We start from the raw sequence: 13,779 nt of genomic DNA on the forward strand, positions 1-13,779 counted from the left end.
AAAAGTAATAAGTCCATGAGCAGGATCCGATACGTATACAGTATCTTTCTTTATTTTATAAAGAACCACATAGTGGTTTTTATTCCAATGAATAATACAAGGTAATGGAGCTTCTCGAAGTTTGCTAAAAGCAAGTTTAATTCCTAAAGATTTAAACCCCATAGATTCAACTGCCTCACTCAAACCTAATAAACTACTTCCCTCTCGGGTTGTTTCACTTAGTTTTCTTAGTTGTTGTGTGTTGATTGTTTTACCATAATGCTTTGCAATTATTTTTATACACGTTGGGCCACAATCTTTTGCCTCGGTTTGCTTATAATTTGGAAATTTCTTCAAGTGGAATGTTAATAAAAACTGGGATGCATTATACCACCCCAGTCATTGATTTTTTAAAGTGGTTTCTATTTTTTAATAATAACGAAAATGTTTAAGCCCAAACATCTCCTCCTCCACCAGAGCCTCCACAATTAGGATGGTTATAAATTATAGATGGAAAGTTTAAGGTACAATAAGAACCTTGCCCACCATCTAAAACCCATGATGTTCCATTACAATGGTAACTACAAAGTCTTAAGCCTTTTCCTCCTCCATTAACTTCTTTTTGTTCAGTAATATTTAACTTTTTCCCTAAATTTAAAATTGATTTTTTCATAAATAATTGTTTTAATGTTTTATTAAAATAGTTTAACACAAACTCCTAAAGAGTTACAATAATCAAAGCCAAGCTTTTACACTCATCTTCAGAACCTGGATCACACATAGCAGGAAAACCTCCTATCACTTCCTTTTGTTCAATAGTATTTAACTTTTTCCTAAAAAAATTCGATACTTCATATCTATATTATTCTCTTATCATAAGTAATTATTAGAAATTTTTCTAATTTCATCCTCATAAAAAACACCTGTATAATAACAAGACTTAATTATCTTATTTTATTACCCACCAATAACAATACATTGTTGATTGCGTATTACAATACAATATCTATCAGAAATATTAGGACATAAAGGGATAAAACTACAGATACCTATACCTCCTTTAATTTTTTCTTGAGCCGTCTTATCTAGTACTTTTCCTAAATTTAAAATTGATTTTTTCATAATTAAAATAATAAGATTACTTTTGCGGCGAACATTTTAAGACACTCACCGAGTGTGTCTATTCTTCGCGAGAGAATATGTTTCAAATTCAAAGCCCTTTTTAGGGCTTTGTCTTTTTATACTTTACTTATTGTAATTTGACTATTTTCTTCTAGTTCTTCGATGAAGAAAATTAAGTCTGATCTATTGTATTCTTTTGGAAATGATCTTCCATTTATTAAAATTTCTGGAGTGAAATTAATAGCATTGTTTTTACACCATTCTTTTTCTCTTTCTAATTCAGATAAAAAGTAGTCACTATTATTAGTCGCTCCCCATTTCTTTAACCATAAATCAACATTACCATCTTCGTAAATCTCACTCATAGCTTCTAAACATTCTTTTTGTTTATTGTTATTATAGAGCTCTAATAATCGACTAGTTACTTTTACTGCATTACCACTTTTATCTTCAGTGTTTATATTAAAACGTATTCTTATTTTAACCGAATCATTATATTTATGTAAAATCTCATCTACTTGTTTATGAACTGGTTTACAATGACCACAAAAAGGATTGGTTACAACAACTATTTCTAAATTTGAGGTTGGATTTCCAAAAACAATCTCTTGGTTTTTATCAAATGTTGTATCTATTTGAGGGGATTTATTTAGCATGCCTTCAAACAAAGTGTAGTTTCTTTTAAATTTAACTCCCTCTATTTTTTCTTTTCGTAATTCTGTTACTTCAGAGATAAGAGGTTTTATATAACTCCATCCCAACCATGTACTTGTTCCTATAATTGCTAAAACAACATAATCACTAGGCACAAAGCTAGAAATATAAGTATTTGTTAGTACAGGAATTAATGCTTGTACCCATAATAAACCAACAATACTCAAACACAATAAACACCACTTTTTTACTACTGCATATTGATAATAAATTGAATATAATGTTATTGGAACAGCAACTAAACTTATTGTATAAGAAACAGTTGGTGTGGCTATTTCTAAAAAGGTTAAAAGGGTTAATGTTGAAAAGTATAAAATACTGAAGTCGCTTAGTTTATATCCTTTTATTATTTCTGCGCCTTTTGAAGTAAGAACTGCATCACAATCTTTTTTATCATCTGCTCCAGAACAAAAAGCATCGCCAATAGAAGTTTGCAAGCCTAATTCTTGTTTTACGATAGCTACACTAACCACAATTCCTACTATAGATAGCAATAAATGAGAAATACTAAAAACTGAACCAGTTGTTTTTAACACTAAGAAAACTGCTAACATACTTATGATTCCAAAACCTACATATTGAGGAATCTTACTAGTTTTTTTACTAGTTTGTATCGTATCTGTTTTCTCAACAGCTACTATAATCCCTGTAAACTTCTTTAAAAACTCTTCTTCTGATATCTTTTCTTTTTTACCTTCTGTGGTATATAAAATATAATCACTTTTCTTTTTTTCAACTACACTTAAGTTCTGCCCAGAACTATCATTTACTTGTACGATATAACAAGAAGGTAATTGCTCTAGTGTTTCTGAGTTAACAGGAACATCTGCTGCTACATTTTCTATATTAAAATGGTCTAACACTCCTGTTATGGCATGTAAACTAGGATACGATGGATGACTCTGTATTTGAAATCTTAACTCTTCTTTATCAAAAGAGATTTTATTTTTTCTAAGTAATTGCTCTACTAAGGAACTTAATGAATTCTTCAAAACGGTAGTTTTTAAGCTATTTTTAAGATTATTATCAAATTTATCTTTAAAAAAATATAAACTTGATTTTTTTTTGATAAAAAAAGTAAGGATAAACATTACTTTCAATTATTCAGATTAAATAAAGCCATTTTCTTTGGCTTTTAATATCAATTCTCTATGTCCTTTTTCTTTCACATTGAATATCTTTTTTAAATGTCTCTTTCTTTTTTCGATAGCTGCTATTGATAAAGGAATATATCCAAGCATATCTTTTACTTTTGCTCCGATAGATAACTCATACAATATTTTTCTATCAACATCGTCTAACAAAAAGTCAGTTGAAACTTTCTTTCTTAATAATTTTAAAACTGTTTTACTATAAAAAGGAGGATCACTTACTACTTCATTAATAGCTTTCACCAACTCTTTAAATGTAATATCACTCTTTATTAAAAAACCTTCAGGATTTATACTCCTAAAAACACTATGAATTCTATATTTATTATCATTAGTAGTAGATAAAATCACTTTACAACTGGGAAACATATCTCTTATTAAGATTCCTAAATCTTCTCCTGATATTATCTTTTTATTATTAGACGGAAATAACTTTAAATCTAGAAAGACTAAATCAATTTTTTCCTCCCTATCATAAAATGTTTTTATGATTTCACATGCATCATCGCAGTTGTGGATCGTAATAAAATCAAAATCATATTGATTATCATTATAATTACTCACATTAATGAATGCCCTTTTATATGCCTCACACATTAATGGGTAATCATTAACTATTAGAATAGTCAATTTTTCTTTTCTCATAAAATAAAAATTTAAAATAAGTACAATAGCAATTGTAAACCTAGATAATAGAGAGTAATCTCTACTTATAGGAAGTTATAGTTTCTTGAAATGAAACTTAAAAATAAGATATAACCGAACCTTAATATCTTTTTAAATAAGTTATCAAAAAAAGAAAGAAGGTTTGTAAAGTTAGAGATATTACTGATTAATTCAAAAAGCAATAAGGCTATTACATATTATTTAACTTTTTAAATTTAAAAAAATTATATCAATCACCTCTTTTTTAACCTAATAAGAAGTTAAAACTTGTTTAAAAAAATATATCTTTAACAAAAAAGAAAAAAAATGCTAGTAAAAATCTATGGATCTGCCGTATTTGGCATTGAAGCAACTACAATCACGGTTGAAGTAAATATTGACAAAGGTATAGGATATCATTTAGTAGGCTTACCTGATAACGCTGTTAGAGAAAGTTCTTATCGAATTTCAGCAGCTTTAAATAACAACGGTTACAAACTTCCAGGTAAAAAAATTATTATAAACATGGCTCCTGCTGATATACGTAAAGAAGGAGCATCGTACGATTTAACTCTTGCTATAGGAATTCTTGCTTCATCTAATCAAATACAATCTAAAAAAATTGACCAATACGTTATAATGGGTGAACTTTCATTAGATGGAAGCTTACAACCTATAAAAGGTGCATTACCAATTGCGATAAAAGCAAGAGAAGAAGGCTTTAAATATTTAATTCTTCCAAAAAAAAATGCAAAAGAAGCTGCAATTGTAGATAATTTAGAAGTCTTAGGAGTTGGCAATATTTTAGAGGTTATCAATCATTTTGATAATAACAAAAAAATTGAACCAACTATTGTTGATACAAGAGCTGAATTCTATAAACATATTGATTTTCCTGAATTTGATTTTTCTGATGTTAAAGGTCAAGAAAGTATAAAACGTTGTATGGAAATTGCTGCAGCTGGTGGACATAACATCATTTTAATTGGTCCTCCTGGATCAGGAAAAACAATGTTAGCAAAGAGATTACCATCCATTTTACCTCCAATGACTTTACATGAAGCATTAGAAACTACGAAAATTCATTCTGTTGTTGGTAAAACCAAAAATGAAGGGTTACTTTATAACCGACCTTTTAGAAGTCCTCATCATACTATTTCAAATGTTGCCTTAGTTGGTGGTGGTCAATATCCTAGGCCAGGAGAAATTTCACTTTCTCATAATGGTGTGTTGTTCTTAGATGAACTTCCAGAATTTAAAAGAGACGTTTTAGAAGTTATGCGGCAACCTTTGGAAGACAGAGAAGTGACAATTTCAAGAGCAAAATTTACAGTTACCTACCCTAGTAGTTTTATGTTAGTTGCAAGCATGAACCCTAGTCCTTCAGGGTATTTTAACGATCCAAATGCTCCAATTACTTCATCTCCAGCAGAAATGCAACGCTATTTAAGCAAGGTTTCTGGTCCTTTATTAGATAGAATTGATATTCATATTGAAGTTACCCCAGTTCCTTTTGACAAACTATCAGATGAAAGAAAAGGAGAGAATAGTAAAAGTATAAGAGAACGAGTTACTAAAGCTCGTGAAAAACAATCTACGAGGTTTAACGATTTTGAAAACATTCATTACAATGCTCAAATGAATGTAAAACAAATTCGAGAATTTTGTAAACTATCTGAAGAAAGCAAACAACTTCTTAAAACTGCTATGGAAAAACTAAACCTTTCTGCTCGTGCTTATGATAGAATTTTAAAAGTATCTCGTACTATTGCTGATTTAGATGCTGCTAATAGTATAGACTCAAACCATATTGCTGAAGCTATTCAATATAGAAGCTTAGATAGAGAAGGTTGGTTAGGGTAATTATACTTATATACATTTACTTTTCATCAATATTTATTACCTTAGTCGTCTACTATAAACTATTAATTTTAAATTAAACTAAAATGAAAAAATTAATTTACCTAGCAATTGCCTCTATTGCTATAGTTTCTTGTAAACAAGAAGCGAAAGATTATGTTACTTTTTCAGGAAAAATAACAAATAAAAATTCTGACTCTATTGTTGTTGCAAATCGAGCAGGCTTTAAAAGAGTAATAAAAGTTGACGAAAACGGTGCTTTTAAAGACACTATGAAAGTAGTTAATGGAGTTTATTCTGTTTTTGACGGTAAAGAATTTGCTACAACATTTTTAAGAAATGGTGATGATATAAAATTAACATTAGACGCTAAACAATTTGATGAAACTATTTCTTATACTGGTAAAGGTGCTGGCGAGAGTAATTTCATAGCAAAAACTGCTTTAGCTCAAGAAGAGTTTTTCAAGGATGAATCTCTTTTCAAATTACCTAAAGCTGAATTTGACGCTAAAATAAAATCATATATAGATGGTTTTAATTCAAGACTTGTAGCAAAACCATTAGATTCTGCTTTTACAGCGAATCAAACAAAAAACATTTCAGGTCTTAAACCGTATTTAGACAGTAGATATGCTCAAGAAAAATACATGGCTGAAACCTTAGCTAAAGGATTAGTTTCTCCAAAATTTACAGAGTATGAAAACCATAAAGGAGGAAAAACTTCTTTAGATGATTTAAAAGGAAAATACGTTTATATAGATGTTTGGGCAACTTGGTGTAATCCTTGTAAACAAGAAATCCCTTATTTAAAGACCGTAGAAAAGAAATTTCATGATAAAAACATTGAATTTGTAAGTGTTTCTATCGATCAACAAAAAGACCATGCTACTTGGGTAAAAATGGTTAATGATAAAGAATTAGGTGGAGTTCAATTATTTGCTGATAATAACTGGAATTCTAAATTTGTAAAAGACTATGCTATTTCTGGAATTCCAAGATTTATTTTAGTTGATCCAGAAGGAAATATTGTAAATGCAAATGCTCCAAGACCTTCTAGTCCTGAATTAGTTAAGTTATTTGAGTCTTTAAAAATGTAATAGACACAACTAATAAACACAAAATATGCAAAAAACTCGCCAATAGGCGAGTTTTTTAGTTAATCTAAATATTTTCAAGCAAATATAATAGCCTTAAAAATCTTGTGTTAAATCAACAAAAATTTTAGTTATAAAAAAGATTAACTCCATAAAAAAACCTCTCAAAATGAGAGGCTTTAATTTAATAAAATAAATTATTAATTAGTATCTATAATGTTCTGGTTTAAAAGGACCTTCAACAGTAACACCAATATAAGAAGCTTGATCTTCACGTAATTCAGTTAACTCTACACCAATTTTAGCTAAATGTAATTTTGCTACTTTCTCATCTAAATGCTTAGGTAACATATATACTTCATTTTCATAAGCATCACGATTAGTCCATAATTCAATTTGAGCTAATGTTTGGTTAGTAAATGAGTTAGACATTACAAAACTAGGGTGTCCAGTTGCACATCCTAAGTTTACTAAACGACCTTCAGCTAAAATAATAATGTCATTTCCGTTTACATTATACTTATCAACTTGCGGCTTAATAGTATCTTTAGTATGTCCATGGTTTTCATTTAACCAAGCCATATCAATTTCATTGTCAAAATGTCCAATATTACATACGATGGCTTTGTCTTTTAATGCTTCAAAATGACGAGATTGAACGATGTCTTTGTTACCTGTTGTAGTAATTACAATATCAGCATTACCAATAACAGTTTCTAATTTTTTTACTTCAAAACCGTCCATTGCAGCTTGTAACGCACAAATTGGATCAATTTCAGTAACAGTAACAATACTTCCAGCTCCTTTAAATGAAGCAGCAGTACCTTTACCTACATCACCATACCCACAAACAACTACACGTTTACCAGCTAACATAATATCAGTTGCTCTACGAATTGCATCAACTGCAGACTCTTTACATCCGTATTTGTTATCAAACTTTGATTTAGTAACTGAATCATTTACGTTAATCGCTGGCATAGGTAATGTTCCAGCTTTAACTCTATCATATAAACGGTGAACACCAGTAGTAGTTTCTTCTGATAAACCATTAATTCCAGCAGCTAACTCAGGATACTTATCTAATACCATATTAGTTAAATCACCTCCATCATCTAAAATTAAGTTTAATGGCTTTTTATCTTCTCCAAAAAATAAAGTTTGCTCAATACACCAATCAAACTCTTCTTCTGTCATATCTTTCCAAGCATATACTGGAGTTCCAGCAGCAGCTATAGCAGCAGCAGCTTGATCTTGAGTAGAAAAAATATTACACGAACTCCAAGTTACCTCAGCACCTAAAGCTTGTAATGTTTCAATTAAAACCGCAGTTTGAATTGTCATATGTAAACAACCAGCAATTCTTGCCCCTTTTAAAGGTTGCTCGTCTTTATACTCTTCACGCAAACTCATTAAACCTGGCATTTCAGCTTCTGCCAATTCTATTTCTTTTCTTCCCCAATCTGCTAAAGAAATATCTTTAACTTTGTATGGTACGTATGCAGCGGTATTTGTGCTCATATTTTTGTATATTTATTATCAAATTTTCGAACTGCAAAGTTACAAAATAACTTTTTAAATTATGCCACTTTACAAAATAGTAACAATTAGTAATAGCACTAAAGCCTTGATTTGGAAGATTGAAGAATCATTTAATGATTTGTTAAAAGAAATTCAATTAACCGAAAAAAGCGCTGACAGACTAAATGGAATGAAATCTGAACTGCATCAAAGAGGTTTTTTAAGTATTCGTCACTTATTAAAAGAGGTAGGATATACAGATAATGATTTAATTTATGATGAATTTGGAAAACCGCATTTAAAAGACGGAAAACATATTTCAATTACCCATTCTTTTACTTTTTCTGGTATTATTATTTCTGATGAAAAACCTGTTGGTATTGATATTGAGAAAAGAAGAGATAAAATTGTAAAAATTGCTCATAAGTTTACTCCAATTGAAGAATACAAATCAATTGCCAATCACGATGCTTTAGTAAGTAAACTTACCATTGTATGGGGTGCCAAAGAAAGTTTATATAAAATATACGGGAAGAAAAAATTATTGTTCTTGGAAAACATTTACATTGAAGACTTCCCTTTTAACAGTAATAAACAAACCACTGGTAAGATATTATACGAAGGTATAACCTCACATTACGATATTCATTTTTTAGAAATAGATGATTTCACCTGTGTTTATGCGTATTAGTACCTCTTTTTATAAAAAATACTTTTAAGAATTTTTCAAGTAGTTAAGTTTGTAACTTTACAACTTATTGTAACACGTAGTATATGAAAATATCTGTTGAATTGACTTTAACCCCACTTCAAAATGAATTTGAAGAACCAATAATAAACTTTATTAAAAAACTAAGAGCATCTGGTTTAACTATACTTGAAAATCCATTGAGTACTCAAGTTTATGGAGATTATGATAAAGTAATGCAGTTAATTACTTCCGAATTAAAAAATTCATTTGAACTCATAGACAATGGAATCTTATTAATGAAAATTGTAAAATCTGACCGTAGTAACTATGAACCAAATTTTTGATTTTCTTTTTAGCCAATACGCTAACTCTTCTACACTTGACATTTCTCTTGAAATTATAGCTGTTTTTTTTGGTTTCTTATCTGTTTGGTGTTCTAAGAAGAATAACATTTGGGTATTTCCAACAGGAATGATTAGTACTTCCATTTTTGTATACTTATTACTAAAATGGGGATTACTTGGTGATATGATGATAAATGGTTACTATTTTGCTATGAGTGTATATGGTTGGTATATATGGACACGTAAAGTAGATGCATCTCATGTTACTCCAATATCAAGAACAACCTCCAAAGAAAAGAAAATAAGTATCCTTATTTTCTTCACTACCTTAATTTTTGTGTATGCTGTGTATACTTATTTCGACAAATGGAATAATTGGACCGCATATGTTGATACGGTTACAACAGCAGTATTCTTTGTAGGTATGTGGCTTATGGCAAGAAGAAAAATTGAGAACTGGATTTATTGGATTATAGGAGACCTTATATCTGTTCCTTTATATTGGTATAAAGGCTTTACATTTACTAGTATACAATATTTCTTTTTTATATTCATTGCAATTTTAGGTTATATAGCATGGAAAAAAAATATAGACAACAACAAATCAACCTTGTAAAGGTTGTATTATTTGGACCAGAAAGCACCGGTAAAACAACACTTTCTGGGCAATTAGCACGTCATTACAATACAGTATGGACACCTGAATTTGCACGTGAATATTTGCAAGACAAATGGAATAACGAACGTAAAACTTGTGAACAAGAAGACATACTTCCTATAGCTGAAGGTCAAATAAAATTAGAAAATGAATTAGCTAAAAAAGCAGACAAAGTATTAATTTGCGATACTGATTTATTAGAAACTAAAGTATATTCTGAAGAATATTATGGAGGATTCGTTGATCCTGTTTTAGACAGCGCTGCCCTATCTAACACCTATGACATTTACTTCCTAACATATATAGATACTCCTTGGGAAGCCGATGATTTACGTGATAAACCCGAAGAACGAGAAGAGATGTTTAAAGCTTTTGAAAATACATTAAAGAAATACAACAGACCTTATGTTTTATTAAAAGGAGACAAAGAAACTCGTTTAAAAAAAGCAATAACTATTATTGATAATTTACTTTCTAAAAAAGAAAATTTATATTCTTTTTCTGATAGTTTAACTGATTTAGATATGCATTTTATGCATCAAAATATTGATTCTAATAATTTCTCTTTACAATAGTGAATATTACTGAGTTAATAAGAGAGCTTACCTTCAAAGCTACAAGAAGTTCTGGTGCTGGTGGACAACATGTAAATAAAGTTTCATCAAAAATTGAACTATCTTTTGATGTAAAAAATTCTATAGTACTTTCTCCTAGAGAAAAAGAATTACTTTCTAAAAACTTAGCACATCGATTAACTAAAAATCATTTCCTTATTTTATTTTGTGATGATACTCGTTCACAACACCGAAATAAAGAATTAGCTATTAAAAGATTTATTGAATTAATTAAGCTCAATTTAATTCGTCCTAAAAGTAGAAGACCTACAAAACCTACTAAAAACTCTATAAAAAAAAGGGTAGAAACTAAAAAGAAAAATTCTTTAAAAAAAGCATTACGTAAAAAACCTAAAATATAATATTGCATGAGTTTATTAAAATAAACTCATGCAATTACTATTTATTACAAAGGAATATTCCCGTGTTTTCTTTTGGGTCTTTCCACTTTTTTACCTTCTAACATTGCAAAAGCTTTTATTAACTTTCTTCTTGTTTCTTCAGGTAATATAACTTCATCTACAAATCCACGTTCAGCAGCTGTATAAGGATTTGCGAATAACTCAGCATATTCGGCTTCCTTCTCTAATAATTTAGCTTCTTTATCTTCAGCTTCTGAAATTTCCTTTTTAAAGATAATCTCACTTGCTCCTTTAGCTCCCATTACAGCAATTTCAGCAGCAGGCCAAGCAAAATTCATATCAGCCCCAATGTGTTTAGAGTTCATTACATCATAAGCTCCTCCATAAGCCTTACGAGTAATCACACTAATTCTTGGAACAGTAGCTTCACTTAAAGCATATAATAATTTTGCTCCGTTTGTAATAATTGCGTTCCACTCTTGATCTGTTCCTGGTAAAAACCCAGGTACATCAACCAACACTAATAAAGGAATATTAAAACAATCACAAAAACGCGTAAATCGAGCTGCTTTTTTAGAACTATTAACATCTAAACATCCAGCTAAACTCATTGGTTGATTTGCAACAATTCCGATACTTCTACCACCTAAACGAGCAAAACCAACTACAATATTTTCAGCATAATCTTTATGTATTTCAAAAAAAGAGTCAGCATCTGCAATTCCATTAATAACCTCTTTCATATCATACGGTTTATTTGCATTCTCAGGAACTATACTCGCTAATTCTTCTCTAAACTCATCTCCTAGCGTAAAAGGAATTTTCTGAGTCGTTTCTTGATTGTTTTGTGGCATATAACTCAACAATGTTTTGACATCTTCTAAACATTGTACATCATTAACAGCTGTTAAATGAGTTACTCCTGATTTTGTTGAATGAGCACTTGCTCCACCCAATTCTTCAGATGTTACTTCTTCGTTCGTTACAGTTTTAACAACATTAGGTCCTGTAACAAACATATAACTAGAATTCTCTACCATAACAGTAAAATCAGTCATCGCTGGTGAGTAAACTGCTCCTCCTGCACAGGGTCCCATAATAGCTGAAATTTGAGGAATTACTCCTGAAGCTTGTACGTTTCTGTAAAAAATATCTGCATATCCTCCTAATGAGCGAACTCCTTCTTGAATACGTGCGCCTCCTGAATCATTTAACCCGATTAAAGGAGCTCCTATTTTCACAGCTAAATCCATTATTTTACATATTTTTTCAGCATGAGTTTCAGATAATGACCCTCCAAAAACAGTAAAATCTTGTGCAAAAACATATATTAAACGTCCATTTACTGTACCATATCCAGTAACTACACCATCTCCATAAAACTTTTGATCTTCCATTCCAAAATCTTTAGTTCGGTGTGTTACTAAAATACCTACTTCTTCAAAAGAACCTTCATCTAATAAATAATGTATTCGTTCTCGTGCAGTAAGCTTTCCTTTTTGATGCTGACGGTCGATTCTTTTTTGACCTCCTCCTAACTTTGCTTCTGCTATTTTTTCTTGTAATTGTTCTATTTTAGATTTCACGAGTTGGTACTTTTAAAATTTGTTGTTCTTTTAAATACTGTTGTAATGCTATTTTAGCTGCAATTTTAGCCTCAATCTTGAAGTTTTCTTCTAAACTTTCAGGTGTATAAAACTTTTTCACAAAATGTGTGTCAAAATTACCTGAAATAAAAGCATCATGTTCACAAACAAACTTACCAAAAGGTAATGTAGTTTTTATTCCTTTTATTTTATAGTTAACAATGGCTTCTTTCATTAACTCAATGGCTTCTTCACGGGTTTCACCATAAGTAATCAATTTTGAAATCATAGGGTCATAATAAATAGGAATTTCCATCCCCTCTTCAAAACCATCATCTACACGAATGTTTTTTCCAACTGGTGCTTGGTACTTTTCCAAAACCCCAATACTTGGGCTAAAACCTTCTAATGGATCTTCTGCATAAATACGTAATTCCAATGCATGGCCTTTAATTTTTAAATCTTCTTGAGTAAACGACAGTGCTTCTCCTCTAGCTATTTTTATTTGCTCTTCTACCAAATCTACTCCAGTTATCATTTCTGTTACTGGATGCTCTACTTGCAAACGAGTATTCATTTCTAAAAAATAGAAATTCTTATTTTCATCTAACAAAAATTCAACGGTACCAGCTCCTAAATAATCACATGCCTTCGCTACCTTTATTGCAGCCTCTCCCATTTTTTGACGAATTTCTGGTGTTAATACACTAGAAGGTGCTTCTTCAACTACTTTTTGATGACGTCTTTGAACTGAACATTCACGTTCAAATAAGTGTACTACATTCCCATGACTATCTGCGAGTACTTGTATTTCAATATGGCGTGGAGAGCCCACATATTTCTCAATAAAAACTGAACCATCACCAAAAGAAGATACTGCCTCAGATATTGCACGTTCCATTTGCTCTTTAATATCTGCTTGTTTTTCAACAACACGCATCCCTTTTCCTCCTCCTCCAGCAGACGCTTTAATAAGAATTGGATACCCTATTTCATTTGCTACTTTTTCAGCATAAGACACATCGGTAACGGCTTCATCTATTCCTGGTACCATAGGAATGTTATATGCTTTTACAGCTTCCTTAGCTGCTAACTTACTACCCATTACTTTTATAGCTTTTGATTTTGGACCAATAAAAGTAATTCCACTTGCTGCTACAGCCTCGCCAAATGCGGCATTTTCGCTTAAAAAACCATATCCAGGATGAATTCCATCTACACCTAATTCTTTAGCAACTGCAATAATTTTATCTCCTAACAAATACGATTCATTAGAGGGTGCTGGCCCTATACAAACTGCTTCATCAGCAAACTTAACATGTGGTGATTTTCTATCTGCTTCTGAAAAAACAGCTACAGTTTTAATTCCCATTTTTTTAGCTGAACGCATTACTCTTAACGCAATTTCACCTCTATTTGCAACTAATATCTTCCTCAT

The 13,779-nt window shown here is 30.6% G+C and carries 15 protein-coding genes; 7 read left to right on the top strand and 8 right to left on the bottom strand.

The window, feature by feature from the left end; all coding sequences use genetic code 11:
* From DS884_RS05135 to DS884_RS05150, 5 genes are all read right to left on the bottom strand, one after another.
* A partial coding sequence (locus tag DS884_RS05135) for a cysteine peptidase family C39 domain-containing protein (protein WP_233487114.1) occupies positions 1-336 on the bottom strand: 336 nt, incomplete at its 3' end.
* 91 nt (positions 337-427) lie between these two features.
* Positions 428-652, bottom strand: a complete 225-nt coding sequence (locus tag DS884_RS05140; RefSeq protein WP_143032767.1) for a hypothetical protein — start codon at positions 650-652, stop codon at positions 428-430.
* A gap of 284 nt (positions 653-936) precedes the next feature.
* Complete coding sequence (locus DS884_RS18395; RefSeq protein ID WP_158530817.1) at positions 937-1,101, bottom strand: hypothetical protein; 165 nt, start codon at positions 1,099-1,101, stop codon at positions 937-939.
* Between the two features lie 116 nt (positions 1,102-1,217).
* Positions 1,218-2,807, bottom strand: a complete 1,590-nt coding sequence (locus DS884_RS05145; RefSeq protein WP_158530818.1) for a vitamin K epoxide reductase family protein — start codon at positions 2,805-2,807, stop codon at positions 1,218-1,220.
* Positions 2,808-2,924: 117 nt separating this feature from the next.
* Positions 2,925-3,611, bottom strand: a complete 687-nt coding sequence (locus DS884_RS05150) for a response regulator transcription factor (protein ID WP_093869910.1) — start codon at positions 3,609-3,611, stop codon at positions 2,925-2,927.
* Positions 3,612-3,938: 327 nt separating this feature from the next.
* On the opposite strand from DS884_RS05150, the gene DS884_RS05155 reads away from it, so the two are divergent.
* The gene (locus DS884_RS05155) at positions 3,939-5,474 is read left to right on the top strand and encodes a YifB family Mg chelatase-like AAA ATPase (protein ID WP_113786025.1); all 1,536 of its coding nucleotides are present in this window, start codon (positions 3,939-3,941) and stop codon (positions 5,472-5,474) included.
* Between the two features lie 83 nt (positions 5,475-5,557).
* The gene (locus DS884_RS05160; RefSeq protein ID WP_113786026.1) at positions 5,558-6,568 is read left to right on the top strand and encodes a TlpA family protein disulfide reductase; all 1,011 of its coding nucleotides are present in this window, start codon (positions 5,558-5,560) and stop codon (positions 6,566-6,568) included.
* A 201-nt stretch (positions 6,569-6,769) separates the two neighbouring features.
* On the opposite strand, the gene ahcY is transcribed toward DS884_RS05160, so the two are convergent.
* Positions 6,770-8,086, bottom strand: coding sequence for an adenosylhomocysteinase (ahcY, locus tag DS884_RS05165; RefSeq protein WP_093869905.1), 1,317 nt, complete (start codon positions 8,084-8,086; stop codon positions 6,770-6,772).
* A gap of 61 nt (positions 8,087-8,147) precedes the next feature.
* Here ahcY and DS884_RS05170 point away from each other — a divergent pair, with 61 nt between their 5' ends.
* The 5 genes from DS884_RS05170 (at position 8,148) to arfB (ending at position 10,755) form a co-directional block, all read left to right on the top strand.
* A complete protein-coding gene (locus tag DS884_RS05170; protein ID WP_113786027.1) occupies positions 8,148-8,777 on the top strand; it encodes a 4'-phosphopantetheinyl transferase family protein in 630 nt (209 codons plus the stop codon).
* Between the two features lie 83 nt (positions 8,778-8,860).
* Entirely contained in the window at positions 8,861-9,121 is a 261-nt protein-coding gene (locus DS884_RS05175; protein WP_113786028.1) for a hypothetical protein, read from the top strand.
* Positions 9,105-9,737, top strand: a complete 633-nt coding sequence (gene pnuC / locus DS884_RS05180) for a nicotinamide riboside transporter PnuC (protein ID WP_113786029.1) — start codon at positions 9,105-9,107, stop codon at positions 9,735-9,737. The genes DS884_RS05175 and pnuC overlap by 17 nt, the downstream gene beginning before the upstream one ends.
* Entirely contained in the window at positions 9,698-10,354 is a 657-nt protein-coding gene (locus DS884_RS05185) for an AAA family ATPase (RefSeq protein ID WP_093869900.1), read from the top strand. Before pnuC ends, DS884_RS05185 begins: the two co-directional genes overlap by 40 nt.
* Positions 10,354-10,755, top strand: coding sequence for an alternative ribosome rescue aminoacyl-tRNA hydrolase ArfB (gene arfB / locus DS884_RS05190; protein ID WP_113786030.1), 402 nt, complete (start codon positions 10,354-10,356; stop codon positions 10,753-10,755). Before DS884_RS05185 ends, arfB begins: the two co-directional genes overlap by 1 nt.
* Before the next feature lie 44 nt (positions 10,756-10,799).
* Here the strand turns inward: arfB and DS884_RS05195 are convergent, their stop codons facing one another.
* Positions 10,800-12,341 carry an acyl-CoA carboxylase subunit beta gene (locus tag DS884_RS05195; protein WP_113786031.1) on the bottom strand — a complete coding sequence of 514 codons (1,542 nt, stop codon included), beginning with the start codon at positions 12,339-12,341 and terminating at the stop codon, positions 10,800-10,802.
* Positions 12,331-13,779 carry an acetyl-CoA carboxylase biotin carboxylase subunit gene (gene accC / locus DS884_RS05200; protein ID WP_113786032.1) on the bottom strand — a complete coding sequence of 483 codons (1,449 nt, stop codon included), beginning with the start codon at positions 13,777-13,779 and terminating at the stop codon, positions 12,331-12,333. Before accC ends, DS884_RS05195 begins: the two co-directional genes overlap by 11 nt.

The organism is Tenacibaculum sp. E3R01 (assembly GCF_003318185.1).
Lineage (GTDB): Bacteria > Bacteroidota > Bacteroidia > Flavobacteriales > Flavobacteriaceae > Polaribacter > Polaribacter halocynthiae.